Consider the following 19376-nt stretch of genomic DNA (forward strand, 5'->3'; position numbering starts at 1 on the left):
CACTCACACTCATCGAGTGCTAACGACGATCCATAGTGACGTATTCCGCGGGTTCAGTCCACCGGCACGGGGACTCGGTGACCGATACCACGTGCCGCGACCCGGCTCGACACGTGGGGTCGGAGCCGCGAGCGCAGGGCGACCAGGGTGGCGAGAGCGAGCACCGTGCCCGCCATCGGCACCAGGAATCCGGTGCTGGAGCCATGGGCGTCGGCCAGCCGGCCGGCGACCGTGACGGCCGCCGCCTGGCCCAGCGCCACGGCGCCGGTCAGCCAGGTGAAGGCCTCGGTGCGGGAGGACGCCGGGACCAGGGTCTCGACGATCGTGTAGCCGGTGATCAGGGCCGGGGCGATGCACAGACCCACGACCAGGCCGAGGGCGCCGAGCAGGACTACCGAGTGGGCGGACCACAGAAGGGAGGCGGCGACGGTCAGACCGGCGTAGCCGAGGAACAGGCGGCGGCGCGGGCCGGTCTTCCAGGCGATGGCGCCCATGGCGATGCCGGCGAGCATGTTGCCGGCGGCGAAGATGCCGTACAGCAGGCCGTTGGCGCCGGGGTTGCCGATCTCCTCGGAGAAGGCGGTGAGGGAGACCTGCATGCCGCCGAAGACCGAGCCGATGCCGAGGAAGGCGATGGCGAGGACGCGGACACCGGGGATGGACAGGGCCGAGCGGTGCGGCTCGCCGTCCGCCTGGCCCGCCGCGGCGGCCAGGCCGTGCGCGGGCTGGGTGCGGCGCTGGGCGGCGAAGAACAGTCCGCCGAACAGGGTGAGCGTGGCCTCGGCGATCAGGCCGGCGGCGGGGTGGACGCCGGTGCACAGGGCGGTGGCGAGGACCGGGCCGACGACGAAGGTGAACTCGTCCGTCACCGACTCGAAGGCGGCGGCGGTCGGCATCAGAGGGGTGCCGTCCAGCTTGGCGGCCCAGCGGGCCCGGACCATCGGACCGACCTGGGGCACGGAGGCGCCGGAGGGGATGGCCGCGAGGAACAGTGCCCACAGCGGGGCGCCGGCCAGGGCCAGCACGACGAGGAGGGAGACGGAGGCGGTGTGGACGAGCACGCCGGGGATGAGGACGGCCCGCTGGCCGAAGCGGTCGGCGAGCTTGCCGCTCTGCGGGGCGAACAGCGCCATGGAGACGCCGGTGACGGCGGCGACGGCACCGGCGCTGCCGTAGGAGCCGGTGGTGTGCTGGACGAGCAGGACGATGCCGATGGTGAGCATCGCGAAGGGCTGCCGGGCGGCGAAGCCCGGGAGCAGGAAGGAGAGAGCACCGGGGGTGCGCAGCAGCTGTCCGTAACCGGGCCGCTTCTCGGTGACGACCGTGGACGCCACGGTCCTGGCCTTTCTGCCGCCTGGTAGCGCGCCCGAGCACGGTGGTGCGGGTTTCGCCGAGAGCTGTCCTCTTGCGCGGAACTGCGGTAGATACCGGGCCCCACTGCGGAGGGCGCCTCGGCCGCCATACGGTCGCGCCAGCTCTGCGTCAGGCAGAGTTGGTTCGATCAAGTGTGCCTTCATGGTACAGGGAAGGGCGTCTTCCCGCCTGGGAAAACGCCCCCGGGCCCGAATTAATGCCTGGGATTAACCGGAGGTTCGCCGGAACGGCTTTCGAGGGGGTCTCCGGTGGGGCTCCGCGGCGCTGACGGCGGTGGCGCCGCCGGTTCCCAGCCAGCCGGCCAGCTTTCCGCCCTGGCCGACGGCCCGGAGCCGGCGTTCGGCGGCGTCCCGCACCGGGTCGGTGGCGACGACGAGCAGTTCGTCGCCGCGCCGCAGCACGGTGGCGGGTCCGGGGACGAAGCTCCTGTCCTCCCGGACCACCAGGGTGACGGCGGCGCCGGCGGGCAGCCGGAGCTCGGCGACCTCGACGCCGTGCATCTTCGAGCCCTCGGGGATGGCCACCGACAGCAGGTGGCCGCGCAGCCGCTCGAGCGGGGCCGACTCGACGCCCAGGTCGGCGGCCTCGGCCGAGTCCCCGAGCTCCAGGGCCCGGGCCAGCCACGGCAGGGTCGGGCCCTGGACCAGGGTGTAAACGACGACGAGCACGAAGACGATGTTGAAGACGCGCTCGCTGCCCTGGATCCCCGAGACCATGGGGATCGTGGCGAGGATGATCGGGACGGCTCCGCGCAGGCCGGCCCAGGACAGCAGGGCCTGCTCCCGCCAGGGGAGACGGAAGGGAAGGAGGCTGGTGAAGACCTCCATGGGGCGCGCGACCACGGTGAGGACCAGGCCGATGACGATCGCCGGCCAGAAGTCGCGGACCAGCTCGTGCGGGGTGACGAGCAGGCCGAGCAGGACGAACATGCCGATCTGGGCGATCCAGCCGAGCCCCTCGGCGAAGCCCCGGTTGGCGGGGGCGTGGGGCAGCTTGGCGTTGCCGAGCACCATCGAGGCCAGGTAGACGGCGAGGAAGCCCGAGCCGTGGGCCATGGCGCCGGCGGCGTAGGCGACGACGGCGATGGCCATGACGGCGATGGGGTAGAGGCCGGAGGCGGGCAGGGCGACGTGGCGCAGCCCGTAGGCGCCGACGAACCCGACGGCGAGGCCGACCGCGGCGCCGATCACGAGTTCCAGTGCGATCTCGCCGACGAGGAAGTACCAGGAGTCGGCCTGTCCGACGGTGGAGAAGGCGACGACGAGGATGACGACGGGGGCGTCGTTGAATCCGGACTCGGCTTCCAGGATGCCGGTGACCCGGGAGGGCAGTGGCACCTTGCGCAGCACGGAGAAGACGGCGGCGGCGTCGGTGGAGGAGACGACTGCGCCGATGATGAGGGCCTGGCGCCATTCCAGGCCGACGAGGTAGTGCGCGGCCGAGGCCGTGATGCCCACGCTCACCGCGACGCCGACGGTCGAGAGCACGACCGCCGCGGGCAACGCGGGTTTGATCTCCTTCCACTTGGTGCCCAGGCCACCCTCGGCCAGGATCACCACAAGTGCGGCATAGCCGATCACCTGGGTCAGTTCGGCGTTGTCGAAGGCGACGTTGCCGATGCCGTCCTGCCCGATGGCGACCCCGATCCCGAGGTAGAGCAACAGGCTGGGGAGCCCGCTCCGGGACGAGATCCGCACCGCCGCGACAGCGACGAGCAGCACGAGCGAGCAGATGAGCAGGAGTTCGTTGAGCTGGTGGACAGTCAGTGGCCGTTCCTTCCCCTCACGTGCGGGCGGATCGTTCCTCCGCCGCCGGTACTTCGTTACCTTACCTAATCTTTAACGCTTTCTTGACGCCTCCTTGGTGTCTCTTCGCACCTCAGTACGTATAGGTACGGTGCTCTTCCTGACACCGCGTCCAGTGCCTCTGGACGCTGCGCCTAAGGTTGCACCCGTACTCCAGGACCACCCTGCCCCTCGAAGGACAGCGATGCCCTCCAACACGACCGCGCCCCCCGCCAAGAAGAAGGGGCGGCGTGCCCGCCTGATCGTCCTCGTCCTGGTCCTCGCTCTGGTCGCGGGTGTCGGGTACGGCGCGTACTGGGGCGTCAGCACCGTCCGGGGCTCGTTCCCGCAGACCAGCGGCACGATTCGGATCGACGGACTCTCCGCCCCGGTCGAGGTGAAGCGCGACGCCTACGGTGTTCCGCAGATCTATGCCGACAACGAGGCCGACCTCTTCCGCGCCCAGGGCTACGTCCAGGCGCAGGACCGCTTCTACGAGATGGACGTCCGCCGCCACGTGACGGCCGGCCGCCTGTCCGAGATGTTCGGCAAGAGCCAGGTCGACACCGACGCCTTCCTGCGCACGCTGGGCTGGCGCCAGGTCGCGCAGCAGGAGTACGACAAGGTCCTGTCGGCGGAGACCAAGAAGAATCTCCAGGCCTACGCCTCGGGCGTCAACGCCTATCTCAAGGACCGGGACCCGTCCGACGTCTCCGTCGAGTACGCGGCCCTCGCCTTCACCAACGAGTACCGGATCGAGCCGTGGACCCCGGTCGACTCGGTGGCCTGGCTCAAGGCCATGGCCTGGGACCTGCGCGGCAACATGCAGGACGAGATCGACCGCTCGCTGATGACGAGCCGGCTCAAGCCGCAGCAGATCAAGGCCCTCTACCCGGGGTACCCGTACGAGCTGCACCAGCCGATCGTCGACAAGGGCGCCGTCGACAAGATCACCGGCAAGTTCGACCCCAAGGCCGAGCCCAAGGACGACGACGGCGCCACCGGCGGCGGCAACGGCGCCCAGGGCATCCAGTCCCAGCTCGCCGCGCTCTCCGACACCCTCGACGAGATCCCGGCCCTCCTCGGCCCCAACGGCAACGGCATCGGCTCCAACTCCTGGGTCGTCTCGGGCGACTACACGACCTCCGGCAAGCCGCTGCTCGCCAACGACCCGCACCTCGCGCCGATGCTGCCCTCCCTCTGGTACCAGATGGGCCTGCACTGCCGCTCCGTCTCAGCGACCTGCCGCTACGACGTCGCCGGCTACACCTTCTCCGGCACCCCCGGCGTGATCATCGGCCACAACGACTCCGTCGCCTGGGGCTTCACCAACCTCGGCGCCGACGTCACCGATCTCTACCTGGAGAAGATCGGCACCGACGGCTACGTCGTGGACGGCAAGACCAAGCCCTTCATCGTCCGCGACGAGACCATCAAGGTCGCCGGCGACGTGGACCGCCGGATCTCCATCCGCTCCACCGAGCACGGTCCGCTGGTCTCGGACCGTTCCACCGAGCTGGAGAAGGTCGGCAAGACCGCCCCCGTCGGCAACGCCGCCCCCGACCGCGGCACCGGCTACGGCGTGGCCCTGCGCTGGACCGCGCTGCAGCCCGGCAAGTCCATGGACGCCGTCTTCGAACTCAACCGCGCCAAGGACTTCAAGAGCTTCCGGGCCGCGGCCAAGGACTTCGAGGTCCCGTCCCAGAACCTGATCTACGCCGACACCCAGGGCCACATCGGCTACCAGGCCCCCGGCAAGATCCCGGTCCGCACCAAGGGCAAGACCTACGACGGCACCATTCCCGTGCCCGGCTGGGACTCCTCGTACGACTGGAAGGGCTACATCCCCTTCGACGAGCTGCCCTACGAGTACGACCCGGCCCGCGGCTACATCGTCACGGCCAACCAGGCCGTCGTCGACGAGAAGAAGTACCCCTACCTCCTCACCCGGGACTGGGGCTACGGTTCGCGCAGCCAGCGGATCAACGACCTGATCGAGTCGAAGATCAAGGACGGCGGCAAGATCTCGCCTGCCGACATGCAGACGATGCAGATGGACAACCGCAGCGAGATCGCGACCCTGCTCAACCCGCTGCTGCTGAAGATCGACATCTCCGACCCGCAGGTCCGCGAGGCGCAGAAGCTGCTCGAGGGCTGGGACTACACCCAGGAGCCGGACTCGGCCGCCGCCGCGTACTTCAACGCGGTCTGGCGCAACGTCCTCAAGCTCGCCTTCGGCGACAAGCTGCCCAAGGAACTGCGCGTCGAGGGCGAGTGCATCAACGTCCGCGTCGCCGACGCCACCGGCCCGGTCGACGAGCAGAACAGGCTGGTCCGCGAGTGCGGTGAGCGGGACTCCGACACGGCGCAGCCGGACGGCGGCGACCGCTGGTACGAGGTGGTCCGCCCGCTGCTCAAGCAGGAGAAGAGCGAGTGGTGGAAGACGCCGGGCGACCGGCTGAACGCCCCCACCGAGACCCGTGACCAGCTGCTCGCGCAGGCCATGAAGGACGCCCGCTGGGAGCTGACCGCCAAGCTCGGCAAGGACGTCTCCACCTGGAGCTGGGGTCGGCTGCACCAGCTGACCCTGGAGAACCAGACGCTCGGCACCGCGGGCCCCGGCTTCGTGCAGTCGCTCCTCAACCGCGGCCCGTGGAACCTGGGCGGTGGCGAGGCCGCGGTCGACGCGACCGGCTGGAACGCGGCCGGCGGCTACGAGGTGATCTGGGTGCCGTCGATGCGGATGGTCGTCAACGTCGGCGACTGGGACAGGTCCCGCTGGATCAACCTGACTGGCGCCTCGGGCCACGCCTTCAGCAGCCACTACACCGACCAGACGGAGAAGTGGACGAAGGGCGAGCTGCTCGACTGGTCCTACGGCCGGGCGGCGGTCGAGGCCGGCACCAAGGACACGCTCAAGCTGGAGCCGTAGGGTTCCCCGGCGCTCGAACGGGCGGGAGCCGTGAAGGCTCCTCAGCGCTCGAAGCGCCGGACCCCCTCGGGGGTCACCACCGCGTGCACGGGGTGGTCGTGCGGTTCCTCCGGGACCCGCGCGACCACCTCGTTCGCGTAGAGGAGCACCACCAGGGCCGGATCCGTCGCCGCCCGCACGAGCCGGGCCAGGACACGGTCGTACGAGCCGCCGCCCCGCCCGAGCCGCATGCCGCGCGCGTCCACCGCGAGGCCGGGCAGCAGCACCGCGTCCGCCGCGCACACCGCCTCGGGGCCGAGGCGCTCGCCGACCGGTTCGAGCAGCCCCCGGCCCGCCTTCGCGAGCCGCTCGGCACCCTCGTACGGGGCCCAGTCCAGGTCGTTGTCGGGCAGCAGAACCGGCAGGAGGACCCGTACGCCCCGCTCGCGCAGCGCGTCCAGGAGCGCGCGGGTGCCGGGCTCGCGCCCCACCGAGACGTAGGCGGCGACGGTGTCGGCGTCCTCCAGCTCGGACAGCTCCAGGGCGTGCTCCGCCAGCAGGCCGGCGGCATGTGCGATGTCCTCCGGGGCCAGCGCGGCGCGGGCGGTGAGCAGGGCCCGGCGCAAGAGGGCCTTCTCGGTCGGTTCCTCACGGGTTTCGGTGCTCAAAGCTGGGGATCCTCTTGTATCGGGCGGTGGCGGCACGAGGTCGAGAAGGCTCCGGTGATGCGCGGTTTCTCGCCGCATCTCCCCGTAGTCCGCTGCATCTCGCTGCATCTCGCAGCATCTCTCATGTTCTTCCCATACCGAACGGCTAGGGTGCTCCGCATGACTCAGACGCCGTCCATCACAAAGGCTGTCATCCCGGCCGCGGGCCTCGGCACCCGGTTCCTGCCGGCCACCAAGGCGACGCCCAAGGAGATGCTGCCGGTCGTGGACAAACCGGCGATCCAGTACGTGGTGGAGGAGGCCGTCGCGGCCGGGCTCTCCGACGTCCTGATGATCACCGGCCGCAACAAGCGCCCGCTCGAGGACCACTTCGACCGGAACTACGAGCTGGAAGAGGCGCTGACCCGCAAGGGTGACGACGAACGGCTCGCCAAGGTCCAGGAGTCCAACGACCTGGCGACCATGCACTACGTCCGCCAGGGCGCTCCCCGCGGTCTCGGCCACGCCGTGCTCTGCGCCGCCCCGCACGTCGGCGAGCAGCCCTTCGCGGTGCTCCTCGGCGACGACCTGATCGACCCGCGCGACCCGCTGCTCGCCCGCATGGTCGAGGTGCGCGAGCGCTTCGGCGGCAGCGTGATCGCGCTGATGGAGGTCGAGCCCTCCCAGATCCACCTCTACGGCTGCGCCGCGGTCGGGCCGACGGGCGAGTCGGACGTGGTGAAGGTGACGGACCTGGTGGAGAAGCCGGAGCCGGCGGAGGCCCCGAGCAACCTCGCGATCATCGGCCGCTACGTCCTGGACCCCGCCGTCTTCGCGATACTGCGGGAGACCGAGCCGGGCCGCGGCGGCGAGATCCAGCTGACCGACGCCCTGCAGAAGCTCGCCCAGGACGAGCGGGTCGGCGGCCCGGTCCACGGCGTCGTCTTCAAGGGGCGCCGCTACGACACCGGCGACCGTGGCGACTATCTGCGTGCCATTGTCAGACTGGCGTGCGAACGTGATGATCTGGGACCGGACTTCCGGACCTGGCTCCGCAGTTACGTCAGCGAGGAGATGTAGCACCTTGAGCAGCAGCACGGCACCGTCGGACCGCGACCCCGCGGGCGACTCCTCCGGTGATCCCTGCGCGGGCCCGGCCCGCGGCCTGTGGTCCGTCGACGAGCACCTCGACGACATCCTGGCGACGGTCGCGCCGCTCGAGCCCATCGAGCTGCAGCTGCCCGACGCCCAGGGCTGTGTGCTCGTCGAGGACGTCACGGTGCCGGTCGCGCTGCCGCCCTTTGACAACAGCTCCATGGACGGGTACGCGGTGCGGGTCGCCGACGTGGCCGGTGCGAGCGAGGAGTTCCCCGCCGTCCTGACCGTGATCGGCGATGTCGCCGCGGGCGCCGGCGGGCTGCCCGAGGTCGGGCCCGGCGAGGCCGCCCGGATCATGACCGGCGCCCCGCTGCCGCCCGGCGCCGAGGCCGTCGTCCCCGTCGAGTGGACCGACGGCGGCACGGGCGGGGGCGCGGCCGGCGCCATGCGCCCGGCGGCAGCCGCCCCGGAAGGCGCCGCCGGCGAGGTCCGCGTCCACCGTCCCGCCGAGGCCCGCGCCCATGTCCGCGCGCGTGGCAGCGACGTCACGGCGGGCGAGCTGGCGCTCGCCGCGGGCACGGTCCTCGGGGCGCCGCAGATCGGCCTGCTCGCGGCCATCGGCCGGGGCACCGTGCGGGTGCGCCCCCGCCCGCGGGTGGTCGTGATCTCCACCGGCAGCGAACTGGCCCAGCCCGGCGAGCCCTTGGCCGAGGGGCAGATCTACGACTCCAACAGCTTCGCGCTGGCCGCCGCCGCGCGCGAGGCCGGAGCCCTCGCCTACCGGGTGGGCGCCGTCGCCGACGACGCCGAGTCGCTGCGCGCCGCCATCGAGGACCAGCTGATCAGGGCCGACCTGATCGTCACCACGGGCGGGGTCAGCGTCGGGGCGTACGACGTGGTGAAGGAGGCGCTGACGGCGGACGGCGAGGTCGACTTCCGCAAGCTGGCGATGCAGCCGGGCAAGCCGCAGGGGTTCGGGATGATCGGCCCCGACCACACCCCGCTGCTCGCCCTGCCGGGCAACCCAGTCTCCTCGTACGTCTCCTTCGAGCTGTTCGTCCGCCCGGCGATCCGCGCCCTCATGGGGCTGCGCGACCGGCCGGACGCGCACCGCCCCACGGTCCGCGCCGTGCTGAAGTCGGACCGCGCCCTGACCTCGCCGGCGGGTCGCCGGCAGTTCCTGCGCGGCACCTACGACGCCGAGTCGGGCACCGTCACCCCGGTGGGCGGCGCGGGCTCCCACCTGATCGCGGCGCTCGCCCACGCGGACGCCCTGCTCGTCGTGCCGGAGGAGGCCACCGGGGTGGAACCCGGCTCCGAGCTCGAAGTGGTCCTCCTCGGCTGAGGGGTGCATGGTGGGGGTACCGTGTCGTCCCACACAGCGACCGGGAGTGTCACCGCCATGAGCACGCAGCAAGGCCTCACCCACATCGACGAGGCGGGGGCGGCCCGCATGGTCGACGTCTCCGCGAAGGACGTCACGGCCCGCACCGCCCGTGCCAGCGGCCGCGTCCTCGTCTCGCCGCGCGTGATCGAGCTGCTGCGCGGCGAGGGCGTGCCGAAGGGCGATGCCCTGGCCACGGCCCGGATCGCCGGGATCATGGGCGCGAAGAAGACCCCGGACCTGATCCCGCTCTGCCACCCGCTGGCCGTCTCGGGCGTCACGCTGGACCTGGCGGTCGCGGACGACGCCGTCGAGATCCTGGCGACGGTGAAGACCACCGACCGCACGGGCGTCGAGATGGAGGCCCTGACGGCGGTGACGGTGGCGGCGCTGACCGTCGTCGACATGGTGAAGGCGGTCGACAAGGGCGCGGTCATCTCCGACGTACGGGTGGAGGAGAAGACCGGCGGCAAGTCCGGCCACTGGACGCGGAGCGCCTCATGACACGCGCGGGCAAGGTGGCGGGCGCGCACGAGCACGAGGCGCACGCGCCGGCCGCGGAGGCGCCCGCTGGCGTGCCCGCCCCGTACTCCGCTCTCGTGGTGACCGCCTCCAACCGGGCGGCGGCCGGCGTCTACGAGGACAAGGGCGGCCCGCTGATCGCGGAGGGGCTGCGCGGCATGGGCTTCGCCGTGGACGGCCCGCAGGTCGTCCCGGACGGCGCTCCGGTCGAGGCGGCGCTGCGCGCCGGCGTGGCGGCGGGCTACGACGTCGTCCTCACCACCGGCGGTACGGGCATCTCGCCCACCGACGAGACCCCCGAGGCCACCCGGCGGGTCCTCGACGTGGAGATCCCGGGGATCCCGGAGGCGATCCGCGCGTACGGCCGGGAGAAGGTGCCCACCGCGGCCCTCTCGCGCGGTCTGGCCGGGGTGGCCCGGGGCACGCTGATCGTGAACCTGCCCGGTTCGACGGGCGGGGTGCGGGACGGGCTCGCGGTGCTGGAGCCGCTCCTGGTCCACGCCGTGGACCAGATCCGCGGCGGCGACCACCCGAGAACGGCGTCGGAAGCGGGCCCGGAGTCATGATCCCCTCCTGGCCCGTGGTCCTGGTGGACGGCGACGTGCTGCTCCGCCCGATAAAGATGCGCGACCAGCGGGCCTGGCGCGAGGTGAACCGGCGCAACCGCGACTGGCTGCGCCCGTGGGAGGCGACGGTCCCGCCGCCCGGTCCGGGCGGCCCGATGGCGCAGCGCCCCACGTACCGTCAGATGGTGCGCCATCTGCGGGCGGAGGCGAACGCGGGCCGGATGCTGCCGTTCGTGATCGAGTACCAGGGGCGTCTGGTCGGGCAGTTGACGGTGGCGGGGATCGCCTGGGGCTCGATGTGCTCGGGGCACGTGGGCTATTGGGTGGACAGCGAGGTGGCCGGCCGTGGCGTGATGCCGACGGCGGTCGCGCTCGCCGTGGACCACTGCTTCCGCACGGTCGGGCTGCACCGGATGGAGGTCTGCATTCGCCCGGAGAACGGGCCCTCGCGGCGGGTCGTCGAGAAATTGGGATTCAGGGAGGAGGGGCTGAGGCCCCGTTACCTCCACATCGACGGTGCCTGGCGTGACCATCTCGTCTTCGCCCTGACGGCGGAGGAGGTGCCGGAGGGGTTGCTGCGTCGCTGGCACCAGGCACGTCGCCAGCCCCAGTAATTCCCATAAGTGTTCGAATTAAATCGCCAGTTGACCATCAATCGATCTGAACAATCACAAAAAAGTTCAGTGATATCAGCCAGATCGTGCGACACACCGGGCCAATTGGCCGATGCCCTCACCCGAACCCCTCTACCGTGTGAAGCGTGAGCAGCAGCGGCCTCATCTACGCAGTCATCGTCGGGGCCTGGGCCGCCTACTTGGTGCCGATGTGGCTCCGCAGGCAGGACGAGCTGAACGAGGCCCGTCCGACGGAACGCTTCAGCACCGCCATCCGGCTGCTGTCCGGACGGGCGGGCATGGAGCGCCGTTACGCCAAGGAGCTGAGGGACCGGGATCGTGCGGCGGAGGAAGCGGCGCCCGACGTGGACCCGGACGCGGAGACGGAGCATCTGAGCTCGGTCGACGTCCGGGCCTTCAGCGCGCCCGCGGCCAGGACGGAAGCCCGTCTGGAGCTGCCGGAACCGGCACCGGCACCGGCACCGAAGACCCAGGCCCCCGCCCAGGCCCCCGCATCCGCACCCGCCCGGCGCACGCCCAGCGCGGCGGCCGAGCGGGCCCGCAGAGGCAAGGTCCTGGCCCGGCGCCGGCGCACCACCGTGCTCCTCTTCCTGGCCTTCACCCTCGGCGCGGTCGTCGCGGCCGTCGGCGGCCTCGCCTTCCTGTGGGCCCCTGCCGCCCCGGCCGTGCTCCTGAGCGCGTACATCGTCTATCTGCGTGCGCAGGAGCGCCGGCGGTTCGTCTACGTGATGGACCGCCGCAGCGCGGAGGCCGCCGCGGCCCGGCTGCGGGAGAGCCGTCGCCCGGCCCCGACGCCCGAGCCGGAACCCGCCCAGCCGCCGGCGCCCGCGCAGGCGGTCTCCCCGCAGGAGGCGGACCGCCGTGCGCTGGTGGAGCAGACGGACCACGCGGAGTGGGTCGACCAGCAGCGCGAGCGGGGCCCGGCCCGCGGCGACAGCTGGGAACCGGTCCCGGTCCCGCTTCCGACGTACGTCACCGCCCCGGTCGCCCCGCGCGCCTCGGGCGGCGTCGACATCACGGACCCGGAGACCTGGAGCTCGGCCCGCTCCTCCACGGCGGCCGATCCGGCTCCGGCTCCCGCCCCGGCACCCCGCCAGCGCACCGCCCAGCCGCGCCCCCGCCGCGACCACGGCCGCACCCCGCTCTTCGACCAGTACGCGGACGACGACCGGCCGCGCGCGGCCAACGAATGACCCTCGCCGGGGGCCGGTGACGGCCCCCGGCTGACCTGCGGGGGAGCGGATTTCCAACATCGCCCGTGGGGATGCTAATGTTTCACACGTCGCAAGGGCCTGTGGCGCAGTCTGGTAGCGCACCTCGTTCGCATCGAGGGGGTCTGGGGTTCAAATCCCCACAGGTCCACAGACACGAAGGACCCCGTCCGATCGCAAGATCGGGCGGGGTCCTTCGCTTGTTCCGGGGTGGTTCCCGGGGGCGCGAACGTCAGGAGGCCTGGGCCTTGTTGTAGAGGTTCTGGGCGTCCGTGCCGAAGTAGGGGCCGAACATGCGGTTCGGCAGGAAGTTGTAGCCGAAGCTGTTCACCGAGGCCTGGAGGCCGGTGCCGGTGGTCTCGTCGAAGGAGGCGAACCAGGGCCCGCCGCTGGAGCCGCCGGTCATGTTGCAGGCGAGCGAGTGGTCCTGGGAGAGCAGGAAGTCCTTGGACGTGTTGCCGGCGCAGTAGATCAGCTTCTTGCCGTCGTACGGGGTGGCGGCCGGGAAGCCGAAGGCGTACATCGGCTTGTTGTAGCCACCGTTGAACTGGATGCCCTGGGCGCCCGTGACCGACGTGAGGGTCCGGCCGTTCAGCGGGGCGACGACGGCGGCGCCGACGTCGTAGTTGATGTCCTCGCTCGCCTCCCACTGCGGGGTGGTGAGGGTCTTGGCGGCCGTCCACTGCCCGTAGGGCGCGTTGCCGTCGGCGTAGGCCGGGACGAAGACCCAGTTGGTGTGCCAGGCGCCCTGGTACTTCACGCAGTGCCCGGCCGTGATCACCGTGCTCGCGTTCTGACTGGTGACCGCGTTGCCGGAGCAGGAGGCCGTACGGCCCTGGAAGGTGAAGAAGACGCGGCCGGAGGTCTTCACGACCGCGCCGCCGCCCGTCCACGCGCCGCCCGCCTGCGGGAAGGCGGTGGGGGAGACGGCCGCCGTGCCGGCCGCTGTCGGGGCGATGCGCGTCGGGGTGGCCGCGTGCGGGACCCGGCGCACGGCGGTGGGGCTCGCCGTGAGGTCCAGCGGGGTGGCCGAGCGCATCCGGTCCGGGGTCCAGAAGGCGGCCGTCCGGTCCTGCTGCGCCGCCGTGAACGTGTGGCCCGTGGTGCCGGCGGCCTGGGCCGCTCCCGTCGAAGCGAGTCCGCCGGCGACGAGGGCGCCGACGGACAGCAGGACGGCTGTGGCGAAGCGATGGCGTCTCACGCATGTCTCCTTCTGCCGGGGCAGGTGGGGGATGAGAACGGTGCGGATCGACGTGCCTGGGCAGCGTGGCAGAGCCCCTGAGTTTTGTCAGGAGCGCGTCATAGCCATTCTTCGGACGGGCGGCCGGCCGGCCGCCCCGGGACCTCAGGAGGTCCCGAGCGCCTTCGCGTAGCAGCGGCTGTTCGGGTACTCCCGGTAGTAGCCGAACTTCGCGCACGGCTCGTAGCCGCTGGAGGTGTAGAGGGCGATGGCCTCCGGCTGGGCCGTGCCCGTCTCCAGGACCATGCGCGTCCGGCCCGCGGCCCGCGCGTCCGCCTCCAGGGCGGCGAGGATGCGGCGGGCGAGGCCCAGGCCGCGCGCCTCGGGGACCACGTACATGCGCTTCAGCTCGGCGTCGCCGTCGGTGTAGCCCTCGTCGTTGGCCTCCTGGGCGCGCCAGCCGCCGGTGGCGACCGGGAGGCCCTCGGGGTCGTACGCGATCAGGTAGAGGCCCTGCGGCGGGGCGAACATCGAGGGGTCGAGCGGAGTGAGATCGCCCTCACCGTCACCGTCGTCGTCTGCGTAGCGGACGGCGTACTCCAGCTGCACGGCGTCGTTGAGCTTGACCGCGTCAGGGTGGTCGAAGGAGGTGGGGCGTATATCCATGCGCAACATCGTACATGTATGCGGGCGTCGGGTGTCGGTATTCTCCCGGGATGCTCACCGTGACGTCCGTGAATGTCAATGGTCTCCGAGCCGCCGCGAAGAAGGGCTTCGTCGAGTGGCTGGCCGGGACCTCCGCCGATGTGGTCTGCCTCCAGGAGGTGCGCGCCGAGGAGGCGCAGCTGCCTGCCGAGGTGCGGGCCCCCGAGGGCTGGTTCACCGCCCACGCGCCCGCCGCCGCCAAGGGGCGCGCCGGGGTCTCCCTCTACACCCGGCGCGAGCCCGACGCCGTACGCGTCGGCTTCGGGTCCGAGGAGTTCGACGGCAGCGGCCGGTACATCGAGGCCGACCTGCCCGGCGTCACCGTCGCCAGCCTCTACCTGCCCTCGGGTGAGGTCGGCACCGAGCGGCAGGACGAGAAGGTCCGCTTCATGGACGCCTTCCTGCCGTACCTGAAGGAACTGAAGGAGCGCGCCGCCGCCGACGGCCGCGAGGTCGTCGTCTGCGGCGACTGGAACATCGCCCACCGCGAGGCCGACCTCAAGAACTGGAAGGCCAACCAGAAGAACGCCGGCTTCCTCCCCGAGGAGCGGGAGTGGCTGACCAGGGTCCTCGCCGAGGGCGACGGCGGGTACGTGGACGTCGTCCGCGCCCTCCACCCCGAGCAGGACGGTCCCTACTCCTGGTGGTCCTACCGTGGCCGCGCCTTCGACAACGACAGCGGCTGGCGCATCGACTACCAGATCACCACCCCCGGGCTCGCGGCCAAGGCGGTCAAGGCGTACGTCGAGCGGGCCGCCACGCACGCCGAGCGGTGGAGCGACCACGCGCCGGTGACGGCCGTCTACCAGCTCCAGGGGGCCTGACCCGCAGCGTTGGCCACCCGGGTGGCGCCGGGGCGTAGCGGCGGCGGGTGACGGCGACGACCGTCCCACGCCGGATCCCCGACGCCCCCTCAGGGCCTCGCCGGCAGGCGTACCCGGGCCGAGGGCCGGCAGGCGTACCCGGGTCGAGGACCGGCAGGCCGCATCCGGGTCGAGGACCGGCGGGCGTACCCGGGCCGAGGACCGTCAGGCCGCACCCGGGCCGAGGGCCGGCAGGCCGCGTCCGGGCCGAGGACCGGGCCGGCGTACGGGCCCAGGGGCGTTCAGGGGCGCATCCGGCGGTCCAGGGCCAGGGACAGTTCGGCCTCCACGACGCTCTTCGCCAGCGGGCGCAGGCGCTGGAGGTCCTTCTCCTCCGTGTACGTCCCGAGGAGCTCCGTGAAGAGCTCGGCCAGCGCCTCCGCGTGCTCGCGGACCCGGCCGCCCGCCTCCAGGACGGCGGCCAGCGGGACGCCCTCGCGGACGAGGGCGGAGGAGACGTCGAGCAGCCGGCGGCTGACGTGGACGATGTCCTCGCCGTCGGTGGCGAGGTAGCCGAGGTCGAGGGCGGCGGCCAGGTTCTCGGGGGTGACCTCGCCGGCGAAGGTGTCGGCGAGCTCCTCCGGGGTCAGCCGGACCGGCTCCTCCTCGGTCGGGGGGCCGAGTTCGAGGACCTCGCCGACGTTGCGGCCGGACTCGAAGGCGGTGGTGAGGTCGGCGATGCCGTTGAGGGTGTGGCCGCGTTCGAGCAGGGCGGCGATGGTGCGCAGCCGGGCCAGGTGGCGCTCGTCGTACCAGGCGATCCGGCCCTCGCGGCGGGGCGGCGGTATCAGTCCGCGCTCCCGGTAGAAGCGCAGGGTGCGGACGGTGATGCCGGCGGCGGCCGCCAGGTCGGTCATGCGGTACTCGTGCGGGGTTCTGTCCGAGCCCTCGGGTCGCGTGGTCCCCCCGGTGCCCGTGGTTCCCGTGGGTGCCGCCGTGTCCGCCTGTTCTCCCGTTCGTTCTGCCACACCCGCCAGCCTATGTTGTACCGCCGGTAACTTTCCCCGGCCCAACCCCTACCGCTCGGTATGCCGCTGCTCTACAGTCCCGACTGTGCCAGTGATTGCTGGCGTAATCATGGCCAGGCGCACGGGAGGCGGCATGGCGAAGCACGAGCACGTACGAGTGGCGGTGATCGGATCGGGATTCGGCGGACTCGGGGCCGCCGTCCGGCTGCGCCGCGAGGGGATCACCGACTTCGTCGTCCTGGAGCGGGCCGACGCCGTCGGCGGCACCTGGCGGGACAACAGCTACCCCGGCTGCGCCTGCGACGTCCCCTCCCACCTCTACTCCTTCTCCTTCGCGCCCAACCCCGACTGGCCGCGCACGTTCTCCGGGCAGCGCCACATCCGCGCCTACCTGGAGCACGTCACCGACACCTTCGGGATCCGGCCGCATCTGCGCCTGGGCCACGAGGTCATGAAGATGGCCTGGGACGAGGACGAGCTGCGCTGGGGGATCGAGACGAGCCGCGGCTCCTTCTCCGCCGACGTCGTCGTCTCCGCCACCGGGCCGCTGTCCGACCCGAAGATCCCCGACATCCCCGGGCTCGCCGACTTCACCGGCAAGGTCTTCCACTCCGCCCGCTGGGACCACGACTACGACCTCACCGGCAAGCGCGTCGCCATGGTCGGCACCGGTGCCTCCGCCATCCAGATCGTCCCGGCCGTCCAGCCGAAGGCCGGGAAGCTCACCCTCTTCCAGCGCACGCCCCCGTGGGTCATGCCCCGCGTGGACCGGGCCATCAGCGGCCCCGAGCGCTGGCTGCACCGGCAGCTGCCGTTCACCGCGACCGCCCGCCGAGGCCTCCTGTGGGGCATCCGTGAGCTCCAGGTCAGCGCCTTCACCAAGCGGCCGAACGAGCTCGGCCTGGTCGAGCGGCTCGCCAAGGCGAACATCGCCCGGTCGATCAAGGACCCGGTGCTGCGGGCCAAGATGACCCCGTCGTACCGCCTCGGCTGCAAGCGCATCCTGCTGTCGAACGCCTACTACCCGGCGCTCGCCCAGCCCAACGTGGACGTGGTCGCCTCCGGTCTGAAGGAGGTCCGCGGAAACGTCCTGGTCGCCGCCGACGGGACCGAGACCGAGGTCGACGCGATCATCTTCGGCACCGGTTTCCACGTCACCGACATGCCGATCGCCTCGCGCGTCGTCGGCGCCGACGGCCGCTCGCTCGCCGACTGCTGGAAGGGCGGCATGGAGGCGCTGCGCGGCGCCACCGCGGCCGGCTTCCCCAACTGGATGACGATCATCGGCCCGAACACGGGCCTCGGGAACTCCTCGATGATCCTGATGATCGAATCCCAGCTGAACTACATGGCCGACTACCTGCGCCAGCTCGACGTGCTCGGCGGCCGTGCCGCCCTCGCCGCCCGGCCCTCCGCCGTCGGCACCTGGAACCGCCGGGTCCAGGCCCGGATGGAGCGGACCGTGTGGAAGGCGGGCGGCTGCGAGAGCTGGTACCTCGACGCCAACGGCCGCAACACCACACTGTGGCCGGGCACGACCGGCGAGTTCCGGCGCGAGACGCGGTCCGTCGACCTCTCCGAGTACGAGGTGCTGCGGGTGCCCGCGAAGGCCACGGCCGGCCGCCGCACCGGCCGCAAGAAGGAGGCCGCGCAGTGAACACGCCCACCGTCACCTCCGCCGACGGCTCCCGTCTCCACGTCGAGGTGCACGGCCCGGCCGGCGCCCCCGCCGTGGTCCTGGCCCACGGCTGGACCTGCTCCACCCGCTTCTGGGACGCGCAGATACGGGACCTCGCGGCCGACCACAAGGTCGTCGCCTACGACCAGCGCGGTCACGGCGGTTCCCCCGCCCCGGCCGCCGGCGGCAAGGGCTACTCCACCGAGGCGCTCGCCGACGACCTGGAGGCCGTGCTCGCGGCCACCCTCGGCCCCGGCGAGCGGGCCGTCCTGGCCGGGCACTCCATGGGCGGCATGACGCTCATGGCCGCGGCCCGGCGGCCCGTCCTGCGGCAGCACGCGGCCGCCGCGCTGCTCTGCTCGACCGGCCCCGCGCGGCTCACGGCCGAGGCCCTCGTCGTCCCGCTGGGGCCGGGCGGGCTGCGGACCCGGCTGACCCGCTCCGTCCTCGGCTCCAAGGCGCCGCTCGGGCCGGTCAGTCCCGTCTCGAAGAAGATCCTCAAGTACGCCACGATGGGACCGGGGTCCGCGGCCGACCGGGTCGACGCGTGCGCGCGGATCGTGCACGCCTGCCCGCGCGGCGCGCGGTACGGCTGGTCGCAGGTCCTCGCGGACCTCGACCTGGAGGCGGAGCTGCGGGAACTCCGGCTGCCCGTCGCGGTGCTCGTCGGCACCGCCGACCGGCTCACTCCGCCGCTCCACTCCCGCGCCATGGCGGCCGCCCTGCCGCACTGCACGGGCCTGGTCGAACTGGCGGGCATGGGCCACATGACGCCGGTGGAGGCCCCCGAGGCCGTCACCGCACAGATCCGCGAACTGACGCTCACGTACCTGGGTGTGACGGAGCAGGCCGTGAAGGAGGAGGCAGAGGCATGAGCAGGGTGAGCCTGGAAGGACAGGTGGCGGTCGTCACCGGAGGAGCCCGCGGTGTCGGCGAACTCCTCGCCCGCAAACTCTCCGCGCGCGGCGCGAGGATCGCGCTCGTCGGCCTGGAGCCCGAGCTCCTCAAGGAGGTCGCGGGCCGGCTCCACACCGAGGCCGACTGGTGGCACGCGGACGTCACGGACCACGAGGCCATGGCCAAGGTCGCGGCCGAGGTGAAGGAGCGGTTCGGCAAGGTCGACATCGTGGTCGCCAACGCCGGTGTGGCGGCGGGCGGTCCGTTCGTCGACTCCGACCCGGTCGCCTGGCGGCGGGTCATCGAGGTCAACCTGATCGGCGGCGCCGTGACCGCCCGGGCGTTCCTGCCCGTCCTGATGGAGTCCCGCGGCTACTTCCTGCAGATCGCCTCGCTGGCTGCGATGACCCCGGCGCCGATGATGACGGCGTACTGCGCGTCCAAGTCCGGCGTGGAGGCCTTCGCCCACAGCCTGCGGGCCGAGGTCGCCTACAAGGGCGTCAAGGTCGGGGTCGGCTACCTGTCCTGGACCGACACCGACATGGTGCGGGGCGCCGACCAGGACGACGTGATGCGCGAGCTGCGCTCCCGGCTGCCGTGGCCGTCGAACCGCACGTACCCGCTCGGGCCGGCCGTCGACCGGATCGTCGCCGGCATCGAGCGCCGTTCGGCCCATGTGTACGCCCAGTGGTGGCTGCGGGGGATGCAGTCGAGCCGCGGCTACCTGCCGGGGATCATCGCGACCGTCGGCCGACGGGAGATGCAGCGCTTCGAACCGCGGCTGGCGTCCGTCCCGAAGGGGCTGGTGGGTGCGGGAGGCGCGGCGGACGAGCACGCCCGAGCGGACTCGGTCCGGCCGTCGTGACGGTCCGTATCTGATCGAAATGCGCGGGATGTCCTGCCGTGTCAGTCTGGTCGAGGCCCAGGGGCGACCAACGCCCCGTTCCCCTCTC

Annotated in this window: 17 protein-coding genes and 1 tRNA gene; 12 read left to right on the plus strand and 6 right to left on the minus strand. The window is 72.1% G+C overall.

The features are described 5' to 3' along the window. Positions 1 to 53 precede the first annotated feature (53 nt). Both ACIRQF_RS35050 and ACIRQF_RS35055 read right to left on the minus strand, forming a co-directional pair. Entirely contained in the window at positions 54 to 1334 is a 1281-nt protein-coding gene (locus ACIRQF_RS35050) for an MFS transporter (protein WP_403527225.1), read from the minus strand. A 246-nt stretch (positions 1335 to 1580) separates the two neighbouring features. Next, on the minus strand, positions 1581 to 3095 hold the full coding sequence (locus ACIRQF_RS35055; protein ID WP_376637077.1) for a potassium/proton antiporter: 1515 nt from the start codon (positions 3093 to 3095) through the stop codon (positions 1581 to 1583). Between the two features lie 268 nt (positions 3096 to 3363). Here ACIRQF_RS35055 and ACIRQF_RS35060 point away from each other — a divergent pair, with 268 nt between their 5' ends. Beyond that, positions 3364 to 6090: a penicillin acylase family protein gene (locus tag ACIRQF_RS35060; protein WP_376637076.1), complete on the plus strand. Its 2727-nt coding sequence runs from the start codon at positions 3364 to 3366 to the stop codon at positions 6088 to 6090. 41 nt (positions 6091 to 6131) lie between these two features. Here the strand turns inward: ACIRQF_RS35060 and ACIRQF_RS35065 are convergent, their stop codons facing one another. Beyond that, positions 6132 to 6737 carry a 5-formyltetrahydrofolate cyclo-ligase gene (locus ACIRQF_RS35065; protein WP_404098683.1) on the minus strand — a complete coding sequence of 202 codons (606 nt, stop codon included), beginning with the start codon at positions 6735 to 6737 and terminating at the stop codon, positions 6132 to 6134. A 159-nt stretch (positions 6738 to 6896) separates the two neighbouring features. On the opposite strand from ACIRQF_RS35065, the gene galU reads away from it, so the two are divergent. The 7 genes from galU to ACIRQF_RS35100 all read left to right on the plus strand — a co-directional run bounded on the left by galU (position 6897) and on the right by ACIRQF_RS35100 (position 12283). Further along, positions 6897 to 7796: a UTP--glucose-1-phosphate uridylyltransferase GalU gene (galU, locus tag ACIRQF_RS35070; protein WP_404098685.1), complete on the plus strand. Its 900-nt coding sequence runs from the start codon at positions 6897 to 6899 to the stop codon at positions 7794 to 7796. Between the two features lie 4 nt (positions 7797 to 7800). Next, on the plus strand, positions 7801 to 9159 hold the full coding sequence (gene glp, locus ACIRQF_RS35075; protein WP_404098688.1) for a gephyrin-like molybdotransferase Glp: 1359 nt from the start codon (positions 7801 to 7803) through the stop codon (positions 9157 to 9159). Between the two features lie 57 nt (positions 9160 to 9216). Then, complete coding sequence (moaC, locus tag ACIRQF_RS35080; protein ID WP_376637072.1) at positions 9217 to 9702, plus strand: cyclic pyranopterin monophosphate synthase MoaC; 486 nt, start codon at positions 9217 to 9219, stop codon at positions 9700 to 9702. Continuing rightward, complete coding sequence (locus tag ACIRQF_RS35085; protein WP_404098691.1) at positions 9699 to 10286, plus strand: molybdenum cofactor biosynthesis protein B; 588 nt, start codon at positions 9699 to 9701, stop codon at positions 10284 to 10286. Before moaC ends, ACIRQF_RS35085 begins: the two co-directional genes overlap by 4 nt. Then, positions 10283 to 10900: a GNAT family N-acetyltransferase gene (locus ACIRQF_RS35090; RefSeq protein ID WP_376637070.1), complete on the plus strand. Its 618-nt coding sequence runs from the start codon at positions 10283 to 10285 to the stop codon at positions 10898 to 10900. The genes ACIRQF_RS35085 and ACIRQF_RS35090 overlap by 4 nt, the downstream gene beginning before the upstream one ends. A gap of 146 nt (positions 10901 to 11046) precedes the next feature. Further along, positions 11047 to 12114, plus strand: a complete 1068-nt coding sequence (gene glpR / locus ACIRQF_RS35095) for a gephyrin-like molybdotransferase receptor GlpR (protein ID WP_404098695.1) — start codon at positions 11047 to 11049, stop codon at positions 12112 to 12114. 95 nt (positions 12115 to 12209) lie between these two features. Further along, positions 12210 to 12283, plus strand: a tRNA-Ala gene (locus ACIRQF_RS35100). A gap of 81 nt (positions 12284 to 12364) precedes the next feature. Here ACIRQF_RS35100 and ACIRQF_RS35105 read toward each other — a convergent pair. Next, complete coding sequence (locus ACIRQF_RS35105) at positions 12365 to 13333, minus strand: trypsin-like serine peptidase (RefSeq protein WP_376637066.1); 969 nt, start codon at positions 13331 to 13333, stop codon at positions 12365 to 12367. Between the two features lie 144 nt (positions 13334 to 13477). Further along, positions 13478 to 13978 carry a GNAT family N-acetyltransferase gene (locus tag ACIRQF_RS35110; RefSeq protein ID WP_376637065.1) on the minus strand — a complete coding sequence of 167 codons (501 nt, stop codon included), beginning with the start codon at positions 13976 to 13978 and terminating at the stop codon, positions 13478 to 13480. Between the two features lie 50 nt (positions 13979 to 14028). On the opposite strand from ACIRQF_RS35110, the gene ACIRQF_RS35115 reads away from it, so the two are divergent. Continuing rightward, positions 14029 to 14841: an exodeoxyribonuclease III gene (locus tag ACIRQF_RS35115; protein WP_382482793.1), complete on the plus strand. Its 813-nt coding sequence runs from the start codon at positions 14029 to 14031 to the stop codon at positions 14839 to 14841. Between the two features lie 281 nt (positions 14842 to 15122). Here ACIRQF_RS35115 and ACIRQF_RS35120 read toward each other — a convergent pair whose 3' ends face one another. After that, entirely contained in the window at positions 15123 to 15737 is a 615-nt protein-coding gene (locus ACIRQF_RS35120; RefSeq protein ID WP_376637063.1) for a MerR family transcriptional regulator, read from the minus strand. Between the two features lie 244 nt (positions 15738 to 15981). Here ACIRQF_RS35120 and ACIRQF_RS35125 point away from each other — a divergent pair, with 244 nt between their 5' ends. The 3 genes from ACIRQF_RS35125 to ACIRQF_RS35135 are packed head-to-tail and all read left to right on the plus strand — an operon-like array spanning position 15982 to position 19288. Next, a complete protein-coding gene (locus ACIRQF_RS35125) occupies positions 15982 to 17505 on the plus strand; it encodes a flavin-containing monooxygenase (RefSeq protein WP_404098701.1) in 1524 nt (507 codons plus the stop codon). Continuing rightward, positions 17502 to 18401 (plus strand): alpha/beta fold hydrolase, encoded by a 900-nt coding sequence (locus tag ACIRQF_RS35130; protein WP_404098704.1) that lies wholly within the window; start codon positions 17502 to 17504, stop codon positions 18399 to 18401. The genes ACIRQF_RS35125 and ACIRQF_RS35130 overlap by 4 nt, the downstream gene beginning before the upstream one ends. After that, positions 18398 to 19288, plus strand: a complete 891-nt coding sequence (locus tag ACIRQF_RS35135) for an SDR family oxidoreductase (protein WP_376637060.1) — start codon at positions 18398 to 18400, stop codon at positions 19286 to 19288. Before ACIRQF_RS35130 ends, ACIRQF_RS35135 begins: the two co-directional genes overlap by 4 nt. Positions 19289 to 19376: the final 88 nt, after the last annotated feature.

The sequence above is a fragment of the Streptomyces sp. NPDC101191 genome (assembly GCF_044767915.1).
GTDB lineage: Bacteria > Actinomycetota > Actinomycetes > Streptomycetales > Streptomycetaceae > Streptomyces.